The sequence below is a fragment of the Streptomyces xylophagus genome (assembly GCF_000716435.1).
GTDB classification, from domain to species: domain Bacteria; phylum Actinomycetota; class Actinomycetes; order Streptomycetales; family Streptomycetaceae; genus Streptomyces; species Streptomyces xylophagus.
Genome location: NZ_JNWO01000008.1, coordinates 389,131 through 405,504, shown reverse-complemented (window position 1 = coordinate 405,504; position 16,374 = coordinate 389,131). Strand labels below are relative to the sequence as shown.

The 16,374-nt window shown below is 71.6% G+C and carries 14 protein-coding genes; 8 read left to right on the top strand and 6 right to left on the bottom strand.

Annotated elements, in window-relative coordinates; translation table 11 throughout:
* Positions 1–172 precede the first annotated feature (172 nt).
* The 4 genes from OO70_RS21865 (at position 173) to OO70_RS21850 (ending at position 6,036) form a co-directional block, all read left to right on the top strand.
* Positions 173–1,366 carry a flavin-containing monooxygenase gene (locus OO70_RS21865; protein ID WP_043673837.1) on the top strand — a complete coding sequence of 398 codons (1,194 nt, stop codon included), beginning with the start codon at positions 173–175 and terminating at the stop codon, positions 1,364–1,366.
* 126 nt (positions 1,367–1,492) lie between these two features.
* Entirely contained in the window at positions 1,493–3,718 is a 2,226-nt protein-coding gene (locus OO70_RS21860) for an acetate--CoA ligase family protein (protein ID WP_043673834.1), read from the top strand.
* Entirely contained in the window at positions 3,715–4,512 is a 798-nt protein-coding gene (locus tag OO70_RS21855) for an enoyl-CoA hydratase/isomerase family protein (RefSeq protein WP_043674116.1), read from the top strand. Before OO70_RS21860 ends, OO70_RS21855 begins: the two co-directional genes overlap by 4 nt.
* Before the next feature lie 36 nt (positions 4,513–4,548).
* Positions 4,549–6,036 carry a hypothetical protein gene (locus tag OO70_RS21850; RefSeq protein ID WP_043673830.1) on the top strand — a complete coding sequence of 496 codons (1,488 nt, stop codon included), beginning with the start codon at positions 4,549–4,551 and terminating at the stop codon, positions 6,034–6,036.
* A gap of 55 nt (positions 6,037–6,091) precedes the next feature.
* Here OO70_RS21850 and OO70_RS21845 read toward each other — a convergent pair whose 3' ends face one another.
* Positions 6,092–6,685 carry an HAD family acid phosphatase gene (locus tag OO70_RS21845; protein ID WP_043673827.1) on the bottom strand — a complete coding sequence of 198 codons (594 nt, stop codon included), beginning with the start codon at positions 6,683–6,685 and terminating at the stop codon, positions 6,092–6,094.
* 244 nt (positions 6,686–6,929) lie between these two features.
* Here OO70_RS21845 and OO70_RS21840 point away from each other — a divergent pair, with 244 nt between their 5' ends.
* Positions 6,930–7,538: a flavin reductase family protein gene (locus tag OO70_RS21840; protein WP_043674112.1), complete on the top strand. Its 609-nt coding sequence runs from the start codon at positions 6,930–6,932 to the stop codon at positions 7,536–7,538.
* 163 nt (positions 7,539–7,701) lie between these two features.
* Here the strand turns inward: OO70_RS21840 and OO70_RS21835 are convergent, their stop codons facing one another.
* Positions 7,702–8,280 carry a TetR/AcrR family transcriptional regulator gene (locus tag OO70_RS21835; protein WP_043673824.1) on the bottom strand — a complete coding sequence of 193 codons (579 nt, stop codon included), beginning with the start codon at positions 8,278–8,280 and terminating at the stop codon, positions 7,702–7,704.
* A 91-nt stretch (positions 8,281–8,371) separates the two neighbouring features.
* Here OO70_RS21835 and OO70_RS21830 point away from each other — a divergent pair, with 91 nt between their 5' ends.
* Positions 8,372–8,818 carry a DUF1772 domain-containing protein gene (locus OO70_RS21830; protein ID WP_043674109.1) on the top strand — a complete coding sequence of 149 codons (447 nt, stop codon included), beginning with the start codon at positions 8,372–8,374 and terminating at the stop codon, positions 8,816–8,818.
* 89 nt (positions 8,819–8,907) lie between these two features.
* Positions 8,908–9,453, top strand: coding sequence for a VOC family protein (locus OO70_RS21825; RefSeq protein ID WP_043673821.1), 546 nt, complete (start codon positions 8,908–8,910; stop codon positions 9,451–9,453).
* A gap of 56 nt (positions 9,454–9,509) precedes the next feature.
* On the opposite strand, the gene OO70_RS21820 is transcribed toward OO70_RS21825, so the two are convergent.
* The gene (locus OO70_RS21820; RefSeq protein ID WP_043673818.1) at positions 9,510–10,805 is read right to left on the bottom strand and encodes a hypothetical protein; all 1,296 of its coding nucleotides are present in this window, start codon (positions 10,803–10,805) and stop codon (positions 9,510–9,512) included.
* Positions 10,806–11,041: 236 nt separating this feature from the next.
* Positions 11,042–12,382 carry an MFS transporter gene (locus tag OO70_RS21815; RefSeq protein WP_043673816.1) on the bottom strand — a complete coding sequence of 447 codons (1,341 nt, stop codon included), beginning with the start codon at positions 12,380–12,382 and terminating at the stop codon, positions 11,042–11,044.
* 71 nt (positions 12,383–12,453) lie between these two features.
* Here OO70_RS21815 and OO70_RS21810 point away from each other — a divergent pair, with 71 nt between their 5' ends.
* Positions 12,454–13,530, top strand: a complete 1,077-nt coding sequence (locus tag OO70_RS21810) for a GlxA family transcriptional regulator (protein WP_043673813.1) — start codon at positions 12,454–12,456, stop codon at positions 13,528–13,530.
* Positions 13,531–13,564: 34 nt separating this feature from the next.
* Here OO70_RS21810 and OO70_RS21805 read toward each other — a convergent pair whose 3' ends face one another.
* Positions 13,565–14,752 (bottom strand): lactonase family protein, encoded by a 1,188-nt coding sequence (locus OO70_RS21805; RefSeq protein ID WP_043673811.1) that lies wholly within the window; start codon positions 14,750–14,752, stop codon positions 13,565–13,567.
* Positions 14,753–15,044: 292 nt separating this feature from the next.
* A complete protein-coding gene (locus OO70_RS21800; RefSeq protein WP_043673810.1) occupies positions 15,045–16,343 on the bottom strand; it encodes a hypothetical protein in 1,299 nt (432 codons plus the stop codon).
* Between the last annotated feature and the right edge of the window lie 31 nt (positions 16,344–16,374).

The following is a 16,374-nucleotide window of genomic DNA, read 5'->3' as shown; positions in this document are numbered from 1 at the left end:
CGTGTGCTTTTCCCACGATCTCTTTTCCCAGGGTCCCTTTTCCCACGGTCCCCACAAACCAGAGGCCCTACGTCACCGGCCGCACCCGGTTCTCCACACCCGTGATCAATCCGCAACCAATTCCGGTCTTGACCGAGACCCAACAACGTGGGATGTGATTACGCTCGCGCTCATGGCCGACTCCACAGCGTCCCCGACCCCCGCGGCGCAGCACCACGCAGACCGCCCCGTGTACGTCATCGGCGGCGGCCCCGGCGGTCTCGCCGCCGCGTACGCGCTGCGCGCGCAGGGCATCCGTGCCGTCGTACTGGAGAAGGCGGACCGGGTCGGGGCGTCCTGGCGCGGGCACTACGACCGCCTGCACCTGCACACCACCCGGCGTCTGTCGGGCCTGCCCGGGCTCGCGATGCCGCGCCGGTTCGGCCGCTGGGTCTCGCGGGACGACGTGGTGCGCTATCTGGAGAAGTACGCCGAGGTCCACGAGCTGGAGATCGTCACCGGCGTCGAGGTGTCCCGCATCGAGCGGTCGGCGGACGGCACCGGCTGGCTGCTGCACGCCACCGGCGGCCGCGAGCTGACCGGCCGCGCGGTCGTCGTCGCCACCGGCACCAACCACACCCCCCGGCTGCCCGACTGGCCCGGCCGCGACACCTACACCGGCGAACTCCTGCACGCCGCCGACTACCGCAACCCCCAGCCCTACGCCGGCCGGGACGTCCTGGTCGTCGGCGTCGGCAACACGGGTGCGGAGATCGCGGTCGACCTGGTGGAGGGCGGCGCCTCCCGCGTGCGCCTCGCGGTCCGCACGGCCCCGCACATCGTGCGCCGCTCGACCGCGGGCTGGGCGGCCCAGTACACGGGCATCGTCGTACGACGGCTGCCGGTCCGCCTCGTCGACCGGCTCGCGGGGCCGATGGCCAAGCTCAGCGTGCCGGACCTGTCGGCGCAGGGGCTGGCCCGGCCCGACACCGGGCTGTACAGCCGGGTCAACGAGGGGTCGATCCCGGTGCAGGACGTCGGTCTGATCGACGCCGTGCGCAAGGGTCAGGTCGAGGTCGTGACGGCCGTGGAGGGCTTCGAGGACGGCAAGGTGATCCTCGCCGGCGGCGACCGCATCGGGCCCGACGCCGTGATCGCGGCCACCGGATACGTCCGTTCCCTGGAGGGCCTCGTCGGCCACCTCGGCGTCCTGAACGCCCGCGGCAAGCCGGTCGCGACCGGCGCGCACACCCCCAAGGACGCGCCAGGCCTGTACTTCACCGGGTTCACCAACCCCATCAGCGGCATGTTCCGCGAGATGGCGATCGACGCCGAGAAGATCGCGAAGGCGGTCGCCAAGAGCGTCCGCAAGGGTCAGTTGGCATAGGGATCGCCCGCCGCGGGCCGAGGCATCTGCGTTCTTTGCGTGCACGACAGTTCCTGACGCAGTGTCAGTTCAGTAATCTGACACTGCGTCAGTTAATTGTGCTGTCACACAGGAGCGGGCGGACCGATGCTTGGATCAACCCACGGCACCCTCACCACCGACTCCCGCCGGGCCCGGGTCATCGCCTGCGGTGAGCAACCCGGCCCCGCCGTCCACGGCAGGCCCGCCGACGTCGACGATCTCGACGTCGGCGGACGGCCGTTGTACGCCGGCGTACCCGACCTGGACCGATTCTTCCGCCCCGAGTCGGTCGCCGTGATCGGCGCCTCGGACGCGGAGGGACGCCCGAACACGGGCATCACCCGCCAACTCATGGCCTGGGCGGACCGGGTGGGGGCCCGCCTGCACCCGGTCCACCCCACCCGCACGGCGGTCTTCGACGTCCCCTGCTTCCCCTCCGTCCCCGATCTCCCCGAACAGGTCGACCTGGCCGTGGTGTTGGTGGCCGACCCGCTCCCCGTGATCGAGCAACTCGCCGAGGCAAAGGTGAAGTTCGCGGTCGCCTTCGCGTCCGGCTTCGCGGAGACGGGCGAGGAGGGCGCACTGGCGCAGGACCGACTGGCAGCCGCCGTAGGCCGATCGGGCCTGCGTCTCCTCGGCCCGAACACCAACCTCAACGCCTTCGAGAACTTCCGCGAGGATCTCGACGGCCCCGCGATCGCCCTCATCACCCAGTCCGGCCACCAGGGCCGCCCGGTCTTCGCCCTCCAGCAACTCGGCATCCGGCTCTCCCACTGGGCCCCGACCGGCAACGAAGCCGACCTGGAGACAGCGGACTTCATCTCCTACTTCGCCGAACGCCCCGAAGTAGGCGCCATAGCCTGCTACGTCGAGGGCCTCAAGGACGGCCGCTCCTTCCTCCTGGCCGCCGACCGCGCCGCCCGCCGCAAGGTCCCGGTCGTGGCGGTGAAGGTCGGCCGCACCGAGACCGGCGCCCGCACGGCCGCGTCCCACACCGGCAAACTCACCGGCGCGGACACGGTGGTGGACGCCGCGATGCGCCAGTTCGGCGTGATCCGCGTCGACGGCCTGGACGAACTCCAGGACACGGCAACGCTGTTGGCCCGGGCGAAGCCGCCCTCGGCCGAGGGCGTGGTCGTGTACTCGATCTCCGGCGGCACGGGCGCGCACTTCGCCGACCTGGCGAGCGAGGCGGGCCTACGGCTGCCGCAGCTGTCGTCGGCCAAGCAGTCCGAGCTCCATGAGTGGATACCGCCGTACCTGAGCGTGGCGAACCCGGTGGACAACGGCGGTCACCCGGTGGGTGATTGGCGCGGCCGGAAAATCATCGACGCGATACTCGACGACCCGGAGGTCGGGGTGCTGGTCTGCCCGATCACGGGCCCGTTCCCGCCCCTCAGCGACAAGCTGGTGGAGGACCTGGTGGCGGCGGCCGAGCGCACGGACAAGCTGGTGTGCGTGGTGTGGGGCTCACCGGTGGGAACGGAACCGGCGTACCGCGAGGCGCTGTTGGGCTCCTCACGGGTGGCGACGTTCCGCACGGTGGGCAACTGCATCACGGCCCTGCGCGCCTACTTCTCCCACCACCGCTTCGTCCGCGCCTACCGCTCCCCCTTCGACGAGGCCCCCCGCACCGTCTCCCCGTCCTTCCGCAAGGCCCAGGCCCTGATGCGCCCGGGCCAGCAACTCAGCGAGCACGCGGCGAAACAACTCCTCCGGGCCTACGGCATCCGGGTCCCCCGCGAGCAGTTGGTGACCAGCGCGGCGGCGGCCGTACGGGCGGCGGGGCTTGTGGGCTACCCGGTGGTGATGAAGGCGTCGGGCGCGCAGATCGCGCACAAGACGGAACTGGGCCTGGTGAAGGTGGGCCTCACATCGGCGAGCCAAGTCCGGGACGCGTACCGCGAGTTGACGGACATCGCCCGCTACGAGGACGTGACCCTGGACGGTGTGCTGGTCTGCCAGATGGTCGAGCGGGGCGTCGAGATGGTGGTCGGCGTCACCCAGGACGAGTTGTTCGGGCCGACGGTGACGGTCGGGCTGGGCGGGGTGCTGGTCGAGGTGTTGCGGGACGTGGCGGTACGGGTGCCGCCGTTCGGGGAGGACCAGGCGGCCGAGATGCTCGGCGAGTTGCGCGGCCGTCCCCTGCTCGACGGGGTACGGGGACGCCCCCCGGCGGACCTGGACGCCCTGGTGGAGGTGATCCTGCGTGTACAGCGGATGGCCCTCGAACTGGGCGCCGTGCTCTCGGAGTTGGACATCAACCCGCTGATGGTGCTGCCCCGGGGGCAGGGCGCGGTGGCGCTGGACGCGCTGGCGGTGTGCCGATGACCGGGCCGACGACCGAGGTCGAGCACGCTGTCGCGGGCCAGGTCACGTACCTGACGCTGAATCGCCCCGAGACCCTGAACGCCCTCACCCCGGACCAACGGGACCGCCTGATAACCCTGTTGGCCGAGGCGTCGGCGGACCCGTCCGTACGGGCGGTGGTCCTCACCGGCACCGGCCGCGGCTTCTGCGCGGGCGCGGATCTGCGGGGATCGACGGCTTCCGGGGAACGAGTGGCCGGTGATGTGGCCCGCACGATCCGCCAGGGTGCGCAACGCCTGATCGCCGCCGTCCTGGACTGCGAGAAACCGGTGATCGCGGCGGTGAACGGCACGGCGGCCGGCCTCGGCGCCCATCTGGCCCTGGCCTGCGACCTCGTACTGGCCGCAGAGTCGGCGAGGTTCATCGAGGTGTTCGTACGACGGGGCCTGGTCCCGGACGGCGGCGGCGCCTATCTCCTGCCGCGCCTGCTCGGCCCGCAGCGGGCGAAGGAGCTGATGTTCTTCGGCGACGCGGTGGGCGCGGCGGACGCGGAACGGCTCGGCCTCGTCAACAGGGTCGTACCGGACGGGGAGTTGGAGAAGACGGCCAGGGAATGGGCGGAACGCCTCGCCACCGGCCCGACCCGGGCCCTCGCCCTCACCAAGCAGTTAGTGAACGTCTCCCTGGACAGCGACCGGGCGACCGCGTTCGCGGCGGAGGCGGCGGCACAGGAGATCAACATGACGACGGAGGACGCGCGGGAGGGGGTGGCGAGTTTCGTGGAGCGGCGGAGCCCCGGGTACCGGGGGCGCTGACGGGCTCTCCCGGCCCGCACTCTCTACGCTGTGTCGATGCTGCCGTACGAGGAAATGACCGCGCCGGAGCGGGAGTTGTGGGACGCCTTCCCCGAAGGCCGCCGGGTGGACCTGCGTGTGGGCACGCCGAGCGGGGACGATCCGGCCGAAGGGGCGGACTGGGGGCCGGAGCGCACCCTTCGGGCGGCCGTCGTGACGGCTCTGGCGCGGGGGGCGAACGCGGCACCGCCGGGAGCGGTCACCGCGCTGCGGGTGGCCGGCGCGCGGATCACCGGTCGACTCGACCTCGCCGACGCGGACATCGGGCACATGCTGTGGTTCGAGGACTGCTGGTTCGAGGAGGCGCCGAGCTTCTACGGAGCCGCCACGCGGACGATCGGGATCATCGGCTGCCAAGTGCCCGGCATCGACGCGAGGTTGGCCTCCATGGCGGGCACCCTCAGCCTGGAGCGGTCGGTTCTGCACGGCAGGCTCTCGCTCATGAGGGCTCGCATCGCGGGCGAACTGCAATTGGGCGGGGCGACGTTGTCCGCCCCGAACGGCTGGGCGCTGTTCGCCGGTGGTCTGGTCATGGAGGGTGGGGTCTTCTGCCGCAGAGGCTTCACCGCACACGGCGGGATACGACTGCTCGGAGCGCACCTGCCCGGCGGCCTGTTCATGGAGGGAGCCCGGCTGGACAACCCCGACGGCCCGGCGCTCCTCGCGGACAACGCCGTGGCGCAGACCCTGGTCTTCTCCGACGGCTTCACCGCGCAGGGGACCGTACGGCTGCGCGGTGCGCAGGTGTCGGATCAACTCACCTTCGACGGCGCCCTCTTGAACGGCGAGGACGTGGCCCTGGACTGCTCGCGGATGCAGGCGGCGGATCTCCACTTCACCCCCGCCGCACCGCCCGCCGGCGCGGTGGACCTGCGAGGAGCCCACGTCTCGGTCCTGCACGACGGCGAGAGCAGTTGGCCGGGCGTCGTGAGACTCCAAGGGTTCAGCTATGCCTCCCTCCAGTCCAAGGACGGTCCACGAGGCCACGACGTGACGCGCCGCGTCGCGTGGATCCGACGCGAGCCCGGCTACGCCCCGCAGCCCTACGAGCAGTTGGCGAGCTGGTACCGGCAGATCGGCCACGAGGACGACGCCCGCAAGGTTCTTCTGGCCAAGCAGCGCCACCGCCGCAGCACTCTGCATCCGGCCGGCCGGGTGTGGGGGCACCTGCTCGACGGCCTGGTCGGCTACGGCTACCGCCCCTGGCTGGCCGGAGTGTGGATCGTCGCCCTGGCCGTCCTCGGCACGGTCGTCTTCGACGCCGGGTCGCCGAAACAGACCCAGGCCGGCCAGGGCCCGCCGTTCAACCCCCTCGTCTACACCCTCGACCTGCTGATCCCCATCGGCGGCCTCGGCCAGCGCACCGCCTGGTACTGGGCGGACGGAAGCCCCGCGCAATGGCTCGCCTACGCCCTGATCGCGGCCGGCTGGCTGCTGACGACGGCAGTCGTCGCGGGCGTGACGCGGTCGCTGAACAAGAGCTGAGACCCCCGCCGACGTGATCGGCAGGGGTCCGCGTGTGCCGGGTGCGCGGCGCGCGTCAGTCCAACAGGCCGTCGTAGTCCGGCAGTTTGTACGTCGTGTCGGCGTAACCGCCGGACAGGTCGGTCGTGTTGTTGCCGATGTTGGCGATGATGTCGTAGCCGTTGGCTTCGATCGCCTTGCGCTGGGAGGTCTTGAAGTCGGCGATGGACTCGGTCAGCAGCTGGGCGACCGTGCGGGCGTAGAGGCCGTCGACCGTGTAACCGACCGAGGTCAGGTTGGACTTGGTGACCAGGTTGAACAGGTTGCTGCGGGCGCTGACGAAGAACACGCTGATGCCCTTGGCGTGCGCGTCCTGGGCGAGGGCGAGCACCGGCGGGGTGGCCGGGACGGTGATGCCGCCCTCGAAGTAGGTCTCCAGCGAGGTGTTGTCGATGTCGAGCACGATCGCCTGCTTGGCGCCCGAGGTGTTGGCGGCGGCACGGGAGTCGATGTAGGTCTGCGCGGGGCCGGTGACGGCGGCGACGTCGGTCAGCCACTGGGACTCGGTCACGGTCGAGTCGGCGGCCTGCGCGGGCAGGGCGGCGGCGAACGTCAGGGCGAGTCCGGCCACGACGGCTGCGGCGCCGGTGCGTGCGGTGAGACGGTTCATCGTGTGAGTACTCCTCGGGTTACGGCGGCCACGGGTGAGGTACCGGCGGCAGTCGTTCCGCAACGCTGCTGGGGGTGGGTGTGCTGGAGGTGACACCAGGAGGTCCGCGCGGCGACGTAACTCCCATGTTCTGCCCGGGAATCTGTGAACCGGCCGTGCGGACCGGTACGGCCCGCACCCCCACACCCCCGCGCCTCCGCACCCCTTCCTATCTGATGACCCGTCAGCTTCAATGGGTGGTGTGATGGGACAAGCAGGAGCGGCAGCGGCCGCCGTCCGCTACCTCAGGTCTGCCGGAAGCGCTCCGGCCGCGCAGCCTGTCGAGGCGCTGCCGCGGCCGGAGCTTCGGTGCGTCGGGGACGACGAGCGGGCGCCGCTGGACCAGGGTGAATTCCGGCGCGTACTGGGCTCGTTCGCGACCGGCGTGACCGTGATCACCGCCCCCGCGGCCGCCGGCGAACCCGGCCCCGCCGGCTTCGCCTGCCAGTCCTTCTCCTCCCTCTCCCTCGACCCGCCCCTCGTCGCCTTCATGGTCGGCCGCACCTCCACGACCTGGCCCCGCATCGCCCGCGCCGGCGTCTTCTGCGTCAACGTTCTCGGCGCCCACCAGGGCGAGTTGTGCCGCGGCTTCGCGATCAGCGGCACGGACAAGTTCGCGAACGTGCCGTACGACGCGTCCCCGGCCTCCGGGTCCCCTCGGCTCAGCGGCGCCGCGGCGTGGATCGACTGCACGATCCACGCGGTGCACACCGGGGGCGACCATCTGATCGTGGTGGGGCGGGTGGACGCGCTCGGGACTGCGGACGACGGGGGCGAGGCGCCGCTGTTGTTCCACCGGGGCCGCTTCCTCTGACCGCCGGCTCGCGTTCGACCGGTTCGGCGGGGCTCGATGCCCTTGCCCTGGTGGAGCGACTGGAAGCGATGATGCCGTAGGCAGGTAGGTACATAGATAGGTGGCAGGGCCCGAGCGCCCCGGCCGCGCGCTCGCCGGGGCGGTGGAACGCCGGGACCGTGGGTCAGAGCATGGCGAGCCGGTCCACCAGCAGCTCCGTCCGCCGCTCGGTGTCCTCCGGCGGCAGCCGCCCCGCCCGGGTCAGGGTGGCCAGCCCGTGCAGGGCCGCCCAGAACAGTTCGGTGAACAGTGCCGGGTGGACGCCGTCCCCGGCGACCTCGCCGAGGCTTTCCAGCAGGGCGGCGAAGGCGTCCTTCAGCGGCTCCGGGGTGTCCTCGTGCGCGAACGCCAGGCCGCCGTCGAGCTGGAACATGGCGTCGTAGACCGCCGGGTTGCGTGCGGCGAAGTCGAGGTAGGCGCGGGCGAGGGCGATGACCCGGGCGCGGGGGCCGGCCGCGGCGGAGGTCGCGGCCCGCAGCGCCGTGGCCATCTCGGCGGCGCCTTCGAGGGCCACGGCGCCGATGATCTCGCGCTTGCCGCGGAAATGGCTGTAGAGGACGGGCTGGCTGTACTCGATGCGCTCGGCGAGCCGGCGGGTGGTGACCGCGTCCCAGCCCTGCTGCTCGGCGAGTTCGCGGGCCGTCGCCACGATGAGGCGCTCGCGGCCCGCCCGTTCGCGCTCCTTGCGTTCCTGTACCGACATGAATCGATCCTAGCACCGCTAGACAATCGAGCGGCAGTAGGTCTAGCGTTGCCTCATCGGCTAGCGACGCTAGATTCTGGAAGGGGTCATGATGCTCAACGCACTCGAGGTCTTCACCACCGTGGTCGTCGGCCTGATGGTGGGGGTGGAGTTCTCCGTCGCCTTTGTCATCAACCGGATCCTCGACGCCCTCCCCGAGGACAGTGGCCAACTCGGCCGCGCCCACGGGGGCCGGATGCTCGGCGCCCTGATGCCGTTCTGGTACATCGGCTCGCTCGTCCTCGCCGCGGTCTGGGCGGTCGCCGAATGGCACCACCCCGGCGTCGGCCTCGTCGTCACCGCCGCCGCGTTGCTGATCGTGAGCGTGATCATGTCGATCCTGCTGCTCGTCCCGATCAACAACCAGGGCAAGACGTGGACCCCCGAGAACCGGCCCGACGACTGGAAGGAGCAGATGAACCGCTGGGACCGCTACCACTACGTCCGCGTCGCCGTCATCATCGCCGCCTTCACCCTGCTGGCCACCGCCCTCACGTGAACCGCCGCACCGGGCTTCAGTAGGTCAGAGATTGACCTACCCCGCCCCTACGGTCGCCCCGACACCCGGCAGCGACGAAGGGAACCCCCATGCCCCAGCAGACCAACTCCGCGCCGGAGGGCTACACCACCGTCGCGCCCTGGGTCGTCACCGACGACACGGGAGCCTTTCTCGACTTCGTCGCCGCGGCGTTCGGCGGGGAGGAGCTCGGGCGGGTGGTGACCGAGGACGGGGCGGTCGGGCACGGCGAGATCCGGGTCGGGGACACGGTCGTGCTCGCCTTCGACCGAGCCGCGGACTGGCCCGTCATGCCGAGCCTGCTCCGCGTGTTCGTACCCGACGCCGACCGGGCGTTCTCCCGGGCCGTCGACGCCGGCGGCCGCGTCGTCACTCCCCTGGCGAACCACGCCTTCGGACAGCGCGGAGGGCGGATCAAGGACCCCTTCGGCAACATCTGGTGGGTGGTCGCCCACGTCGAGGACGTCCCCGAGGACGAGATGTGGAAGCGGCTGCGGCAACCCGAGTACGCCGAGGCCATGCGCGTCGCCCAGGAGACGTTCGACACCGAACTCAGGGGCCGGGGGCGGGGGCGCAGCAGCGCCCCGGTGCGGACGCCGACTGACGGAAGCGACTGAGCGGGGTGTGCCCGGGACCCATGGCGCCCGGGCACACCCCGCTCACCGGGCAGGTCCTAGTCGGACGCCGGCACGAAGACAGTCTGCGAAGTCGCCGACTGGAAGTTGTTGTCGGCGTCGAAGACGGCCCGGTAGTAGCCGGCACCGCTCTGGTCGAGGTCCGCGGCGAAGTCGTTGCCGTCGCCGCCCCAGGAGGCCTCGACCGTGGTGAGCGTCGACCAGTTCACGCTGTCGGGCGAGTACTGGAGATGGACGTGGATCCGGCCGGGCGACCCCCCGTCGGGGAAGTCGATGATCCCCTCGGCGTGGACCTGTCCCGCGTCGGAGCGGGCGGCCGTGAAGGCCGTGAACTTCGACGCCCCGTGCACGTGGACGACATCGCTCGTACCGGTGCCGGCCTGGAGGAACGGGTCGTCCGAGGTGTCCAGGGCGAACTGGAAGTAGCCGCCCCGCCAGGGCGTGTACGTCATGGTGAAGGTGCCGTCGTCGGCTGTGGTGAAGCGGCCCACGCCATCTCTCTGCGCGTCGTCGGGGCCGAACAGGACGCCCCCGGAGAGCCCGGCCAGCGGCACCCAGCCGTCCGCGGTCTCCTGCTCGACCTTGACGCTGACCGTGACCGGCTGACCGAGGTCGATGTCGGTCGCGCTCACGGTGGACGTGAACCGGGTGGGAATCTGGTCGACACCGATCTGTATCAGCTCGGACTCCCCGGGCAGCACCGTCGGCGTGCCCCCGTCCATGGCGAACACGGCCTGGACGGACGCGGCGGCGTCGAGCCGTACGGAGGCGGTGAAGTGGCCCTGGGCGTCGGTGGTCACCGTGGTCTGCGTCCAGTAGTCGACGTCGATCTGGACCTGCCGTGCGGCAAGAGGCTTCACCTGACGGGTCGGCCACCGCCCGTACAGCGTCCCCTCGACCTGTACGTCACGGTGGTCCCGGTCGATGGCGGTGCGGTCGACGGTGAGCGCGCCGAACTTCGCGATGACGAAGTAGGCGAAGTCCCCGGCGGACTGCTGGAACACATGGCCGCCGTCGGCGTCCGTCACCTCCACGTCGATGCGGTACGAGCCGAACTCGGGCAGTTTCACCGGCTTCTTGGTGCGCCAGGTGCCGTCCTGGCGGGTGCCGGAGAAGAGCCGGAAGTCCTTGGTCCCGATCTCGGCGACCTCGGTCTGCGAGGCGTACGAGACCAGGTGTGCCGTGATGCTCTTGATGTCGGCCCCGGACCTGGCACCGATCTGCAGGATCCCGAGGTCGTCCGACACGCTCGCCGCGTAGGTGACCTCCGGCGGGTCCGCCGCGTGCGCGGCCGTCGCTCCCCCCATGCCGAGCGCGGCGGCCGCCACGGCCACCGTGATCCATCTGCGTACTCTCCGCAACAACACTGTCGATCCCCACCCCTGACGCGTTCGAGACGGCGGGGGCCTCTCCGGACCACCCGCCCGGCCGTCCGGCCGACCGGGTCTTTATACCGACCACCCGGCACGGACGCACAGCAATTAGGGGCCGGGCGCGGCGGGGCTCCGCCGGCGTCAAGTGCGCCCGGACAGTGGGGACTTGGCAGGGTTACGGCGCCGGGTCCCCCTCCTCACACCGCCACCGCCGGCGTCATCGCGGACGGCACGCCCCGCCGCCGGATCACCAACGCCATCAGCGCCGCCACCGCGCACAACGCCCCGGACACGTACCAGACCATGTCGTACGACCCGAACGCGTCCCGGGCGACCCCGCCGAGGAAGGCGACGAGGGCCGCGCCGATCTGGTGGGAGGCGAGGACCCATCCGAAGACGATCGCGCTGTCCTCGCCGTACTGCTCACGGCACAGGGCCAAGGTGGGCGGGACGGTGGCGACCCAGTCGAGGCCGTAGAAGACGATGAAGAAGAGCATGGGCGGGTGGACCGTCGGAGCCAGCAGCATCGGCAGGAACAGGAGCGAGATGCCGCGCAGGGCGTAGTAGACGGCGAGCAGGCGGCGGGGTTCGAAGCGGTCGGTGAACCAGCCGGAGGCGATCGTGCCGACGACGTCGAAGACGCCGATCACCGCGAGCAGGGAGGCCGCCGCCGTGATGGGCATGCCGTGGTCGTGGGCGGCGGGCACGAAGTGGGTCTGGATCAGGCCGTTCGTGGAGGCGCCGCAGATCGCGAAGGTCCCGGCCAGCAGCCAGAAGGGGCCGGTGCGCACCGCCTTGAAGAGGACGGCGATCGTACGGCGGGCTGCGCCCGGCACCGGTTCCGGCTTCGGTACGAACTCCGTTGCGCCGTACGGCTTCACGCCCACGTCCGCCGGGTGGTCGCGCAGCAGCAGCCAGACGAAGGGGACGACCGCGAGGGCCGCGAGGGACACCGTGACGGCGGCCGGGCGCCAGCTGTGCTCCTCGACTATCCACGACAGCAGGGGCAGGAAGATCAGCTGGCCGGACGCCGAGGCCGCCGTGAGGATGCCTGTGACCAGGCCCTTCCGCGTAGTGAACCAGCGGTTGGTGACCGTCGCCGCGAACGCGAGAGCCATCGAACCGCTGCCCAGACCCACCAACAGGCCCCAGCAGAGCAGCAGTTGCCAGGGCGCCGTCATCCACACCGTCAGGCCGGACCCGAGCGCGATCACGGTCAGCGCGACCGCGACGACGCGCCGGATGCCGAAGCGGTCCATCAGCGCCGCCGCGAACGGGGCCGTCAGCCCGTACAGCGCGAGGTTGATCGAGGCCGCCGCCCCGATCGTGCCGCGCGACCAGCCGAACTCCTGGTGCAGCGGATCGATCAACAGGCCGGGCAGCGAGCGGAAGGCCGCCGCGCCGATGATCGTCACGAAGGTGACGGCGGCGACGAACCAAGCCCTGTGCAGTGACATTTTGCGGCTCCGCCGCGGGCGGTTCGTCCGGGTGGGCCGGACCGCGTTCACAGCGGCGGTCGGTTCGGTTGTCTGGGTCACGACATACAGCTTCCGGCCTGGGACCCCGGCGGGCCATTGGCCCGAAGGACAGCATTCGCTAGGATCGAGCCATGGCCACCGCCACCGCCACCGCCACCGAGGGTTTCCGCCCGCACCGCGTCGTCGTGCTCGCCCTCGACGGCCTCCTCCCCTTCGAGCTGGGCATCCCGCACCGCATCTTCGGCCGCCCCAGGGACCCCGAGACCGGCCGACTCCTGTACGAGGTCGTCACCTGCTCGATCCGCCCGCCCGGCCCGGTCGACACCGACGCCGACTTCGCCATCCAGGTCCCGAACGGCCCGGAGGCCCTGGCCACCGCCGACACGGTGATCGTCCCGGCGTCGTACGAACTCGGCCCGGTCTTCGAGGAGGGCGTCCTCACCCCGGAACTGGCCGACGCCCTCGCCCGCATCCGCCCGGGCACCCGCCTCGCCTCCATCTGCACCGGCGTCTACGTCCTCGCCGCCGCCGGTCTCCTCGACGGCCGCCCGGCGACCACGCACTGGGCGGACGCCGAGCGCTTCCAGCAGCTGTTCCCGCGGATCGAGGTCGACGCGGACGTCCTGTTCATCGACGACGGCGACGTGCTCACCTCGGCGGGTGTCGCGGCCGGCATCGACCTGTGCCTGCACATGGTGCGCCGGGACTTCGGCACGGCGGTCGCCAACGACGTGGCCCGCCGCACGGTCGTACCGCCCCATCGCGACGGCGGTCAGGCGCAGTACATCCACCGCCCGGTCCCGGACCCGCAGTTGGCGACCACGACCGCCGCCCGCGCCTGGGCGCTGGGCCGGCTCCACGCACCCATCCAGCTGCGGGACATGGCCGAGCAGGAGGCCATGTCGGTGCGCACCTTCACCCGCCGCTTCCGCGAGGAGGTCGGCGTCAGCCCCGGCCAGTGGCTCACCCAGCAGCGCGTCGAACGCGCCCGGCACCTCCTGGAGTCCACCGACCTCTCCATGGACCAGGTGGCCACGGACGCCGGCTTCGGCACGGCCCAGTCGATGCGCCAGCATCTCCAGACGGCCCTCGGCGTCACCCCGACGACGTACCGCCGCACCTTCCGAACCGAGACCGGCACCGGCACCGGCACCGGCATCCGGGGCAGCGGGTCCGAGAGTTACGGCGGTGTCGGCACCGCGCCCTGAACCCGTGCCCCGGCCGTCCCTCTCCCCCCGTCTGTCAGCCGGCGACGATCCCCTCGCCGCCCACCGCCCCCGGCACCACGACCGAGCCGATCGCGGTGAGCGAGCCGTCCCTGCCGACCCGGAACTCGTCCACGATGCCCTTCGCGCCGGTCTGGACGTAGAGGTACCGCCCGTCCGACGAAGCCGCCGCGTCCACCGTGCCGGCGTCGGTCGCCGTGTTGCCCAGTGCGGTCAACTCGCCCCGGGGGCCGACCCGGTAGCCGGAGAGCGTGCCGCTGGCGGCGTTGGAGGCGTAGACGTGGTCGCCGACGGTCACCGCCCAGCAGGTGGCGGTCTGACCCGTCGGGACCGTCCCCTTCGCCGTCAGTCCGCCGTCACGGGCGACGGCGAAGGTACCCACCGAGTTCGTCCCGGCCTCCGTCACCTGGATCCGACCGGCGGAGTCGAAGTCGAAGCCGAACGGCACGGCCCCGGGGAGCGAGGTCACCACGGGCTGCGCGGACGGCCCGCCGTGACGGGTGACCGGGAAGACGTCGATGCTCTGCCCCGAGGCCTTGGTGGTGACCACCAGCTTCGAACCGTCAGGGGTGAACGAGATCTGCCCGACGGCCGAAGTCGCCGCGCTCAGACCGAGATCGCGGTGCCACGCGGGGACCTTGACCAGCCGCTCGCCGGTCCGCACGAAGCCCTGTACGGAACCGCCGCCGAGCGTGTTGGCGACGTAGACCCGGTCACCGTGGAAGGTGACGCTGACCGGGAACTCCCCGCCGCTGGAGATCTCCTGGACACGGCGGAGGTGGTCGCCGTGCACGGCGAAGACGGTCACCGTGTTGCTGCCCGCGTTGACGGCGTAGAGCAACTGGTGGCGCCGGTCGTAGGCGAGCGACCCCTGCGAGGCCAGGTGGTCCACGACGGTGCCGGCCAGCACACCGCCCTTGCCCCCGGTGCGGTAGACGCCCTTCTGGGCGAGGGTGCCGTCGGCGGCACGCTCGTAGGCGACCACGGTGTTCGCGGTCGTGTCGTCGGTCTGCACGAACACCGTCGAACTGCCGTAATGCGCACGGGAGTCGGAGCCGTGGTGACCATCAGCGGCGCCGGCCGCGCTGGCAGCGGGAGCGGCGAAGAGGGCCGCAGCGGCGACCGCGACGGCACCCACGCCCGTCGTACGGGCAACACGGGCGATCCGGGCGGCGCGGGAGATACGGGCCTTGGCGAGAGCCATGTCTGAGTACTCCTCTTACGAAAGCGGGATGCGGGATGCGGGAACTTGAGGCGGAATCAGAAACCGGCAGAACGGCACACCTCGGCCCCACCTTCCGACGGGCCCAGGACGCTCACGCTCAATGCCGGACGGCTGTAACGCTAGCCCGCAGCGAAGGGGCGTAAGCGGGCAAAAGGCGCACGCGGCCCCGACGTCCGAGCTTCGTAAGAATCACCGCCGTAACCGCCGCCGTAACCACCGTCGCCTCCGACGTCACCGCCAACTCCGCGCCGGAGCACACCACTCCACAGATCTACAGGCGCCCCTCGGGGTCACCCCGACCACGTATCGCCGCACCTTCCGCACCATCGGCGACCGGTTCCGCGCCAACACCCCCCAGCGCTACGGCGACACCGGCACCCCCCGTCGCACGCCCCGCCCGCCGCACCTCACCCCACCAGCCGGTGACAACCAGCGCCATGGTCAGGCAGACCCCCGCCAGGATCGCCGTCGACGGCGCCACCACCCGCAGCAGCGCCCCGGCCAGCGAACCCGTCGCCGCGTAACCCGCGCCCGCCGCCGCGTACATGAGCGAGTAGCCGGCGGCCAGAGCGCTCGGCGGCAGCACCTCGCGCAGGGAGAGATTCCGGGTGAGCATCGCGCCCGACTGCAGCGCGCCGCCCACGGCGAGCGCGCCCGCGATCCCCACGGTGGCCGCGATCCCCGCCGTGGCCGGTATCAGCGCGGCCAGCGCCACACACGCCGAGGTTCCCGCCATCAGCACCGCGCTGCGGGTGCGCAACAGTCCCGGCCAGTTCCGGATGCCGTAGCCGAACGCGCCGAACCCACCGCCGATCGCCATCCCGGCAAGCAGCGGGCCGGACCAGCCGACGGCGATGCCGCGCTGTTCGAGCAGGGCGGGCAGGACGAGTTCGGAGAGTCCGAGCAGGGCGAGGCTGGCCGCGCCCGTGACATACACCGGCCAGGCACCGACGAGCACCCGGAGCAGCGGAGCAGCGCCCCCTCCTCCCTCACCACCCGCGCCCCACCGGGCCGGCAACAGCCACAACCCCGCGACCGACCACGCCATCAGACCGGCCGCGAGCAGCAGCGGAACGCGCGGCGCGACCCCGAGCGCCAGCCCGGCCACCGCGGCCGGGGACACGGCCCACCCGCCCGCCGTGAGTATCGACTCGACGGACAACGCCTGCGCCACGGATCGCGCGGGCACCAACTCGGTGAGCAGGGTGCGCAGTCCACCGGTGGCGGCGGCCGGCGCGCCCCCGGCGACACAAGCGAACCCGGCGAGCACCGCGGGATGCGCCCCCGGAAACACCCCGAGCCCCAGAAACCCGAGCGTCCCGCACGCGAGCCCGACAGCCAGCTGGACCCGAGCCCGCTCCGGCCGCAACCGCATCCCGAGCACCGGCGCACAGCCGATCTCCCCGATGACGAAGGCCGCCGCGAGTATCGCGCCCAGCGAGTAGCCGCCCGGCCGCTCGCGCACCAGGAAGACCAGGGCCAGCGGCGCCATCGCCACGGGCATACGGGCGCCGACGGCGGTGCAGGCCCAGGTCAGGACCTGTCGGGAGACGACATCGCGGTAGGTCATGCCGAAACGCTACGGGCCGTGACTGACAACG

Coding starts and splice junctions, on each gene's coding strand:
- OO70_RS21865 (WP_043673837.1), top strand. CDS start 173: ATGGCCGACTCCACAGCGTCCCCGACCCCCGCGGCGCAGCACCACGCA.
- OO70_RS21860 (WP_043673834.1), top strand. CDS start 1,493: ATGCTTGGATCAACCCACGGCACCCTCACCACCGACTCCCGCCGGGCC.
- OO70_RS21855 (WP_043674116.1), top strand. CDS start 3,715: ATGACCGGGCCGACGACCGAGGTCGAGCACGCTGTCGCGGGCCAGGTC.
- OO70_RS21850 (WP_043673830.1), top strand. CDS start 4,549: ATGCTGCCGTACGAGGAAATGACCGCGCCGGAGCGGGAGTTGTGGGAC.
- OO70_RS21845 (WP_043673827.1), bottom strand. CDS start 6,685: ATGAACCGTCTCACCGCACGCACCGGCGCCGCAGCCGTCGTGGCCGGA.
- OO70_RS21840 (WP_043674112.1), top strand. CDS start 6,930: ATGGGACAAGCAGGAGCGGCAGCGGCCGCCGTCCGCTACCTCAGGTCT.
- OO70_RS21835 (WP_043673824.1), bottom strand. CDS start 8,280: ATGTCGGTACAGGAACGCAAGGAGCGCGAACGGGCGGGCCGCGAGCGC.
- OO70_RS21830 (WP_043674109.1), top strand. CDS start 8,372: ATGCTCAACGCACTCGAGGTCTTCACCACCGTGGTCGTCGGCCTGATG.
- OO70_RS21825 (WP_043673821.1), top strand. CDS start 8,908: ATGCCCCAGCAGACCAACTCCGCGCCGGAGGGCTACACCACCGTCGCG.
- OO70_RS21810 (WP_043673813.1), top strand. CDS start 12,454: ATGGCCACCGCCACCGCCACCGCCACCGAGGGTTTCCGCCCGCACCGC.
- OO70_RS21805 (WP_043673811.1), bottom strand. CDS start 14,752: ATGGCTCTCGCCAAGGCCCGTATCTCCCGCGCCGCCCGGATCGCCCGT.
- OO70_RS21800 (WP_043673810.1), bottom strand. CDS start 16,343: ATGACCTACCGCGATGTCGTCTCCCGACAGGTCCTGACCTGGGCCTGC.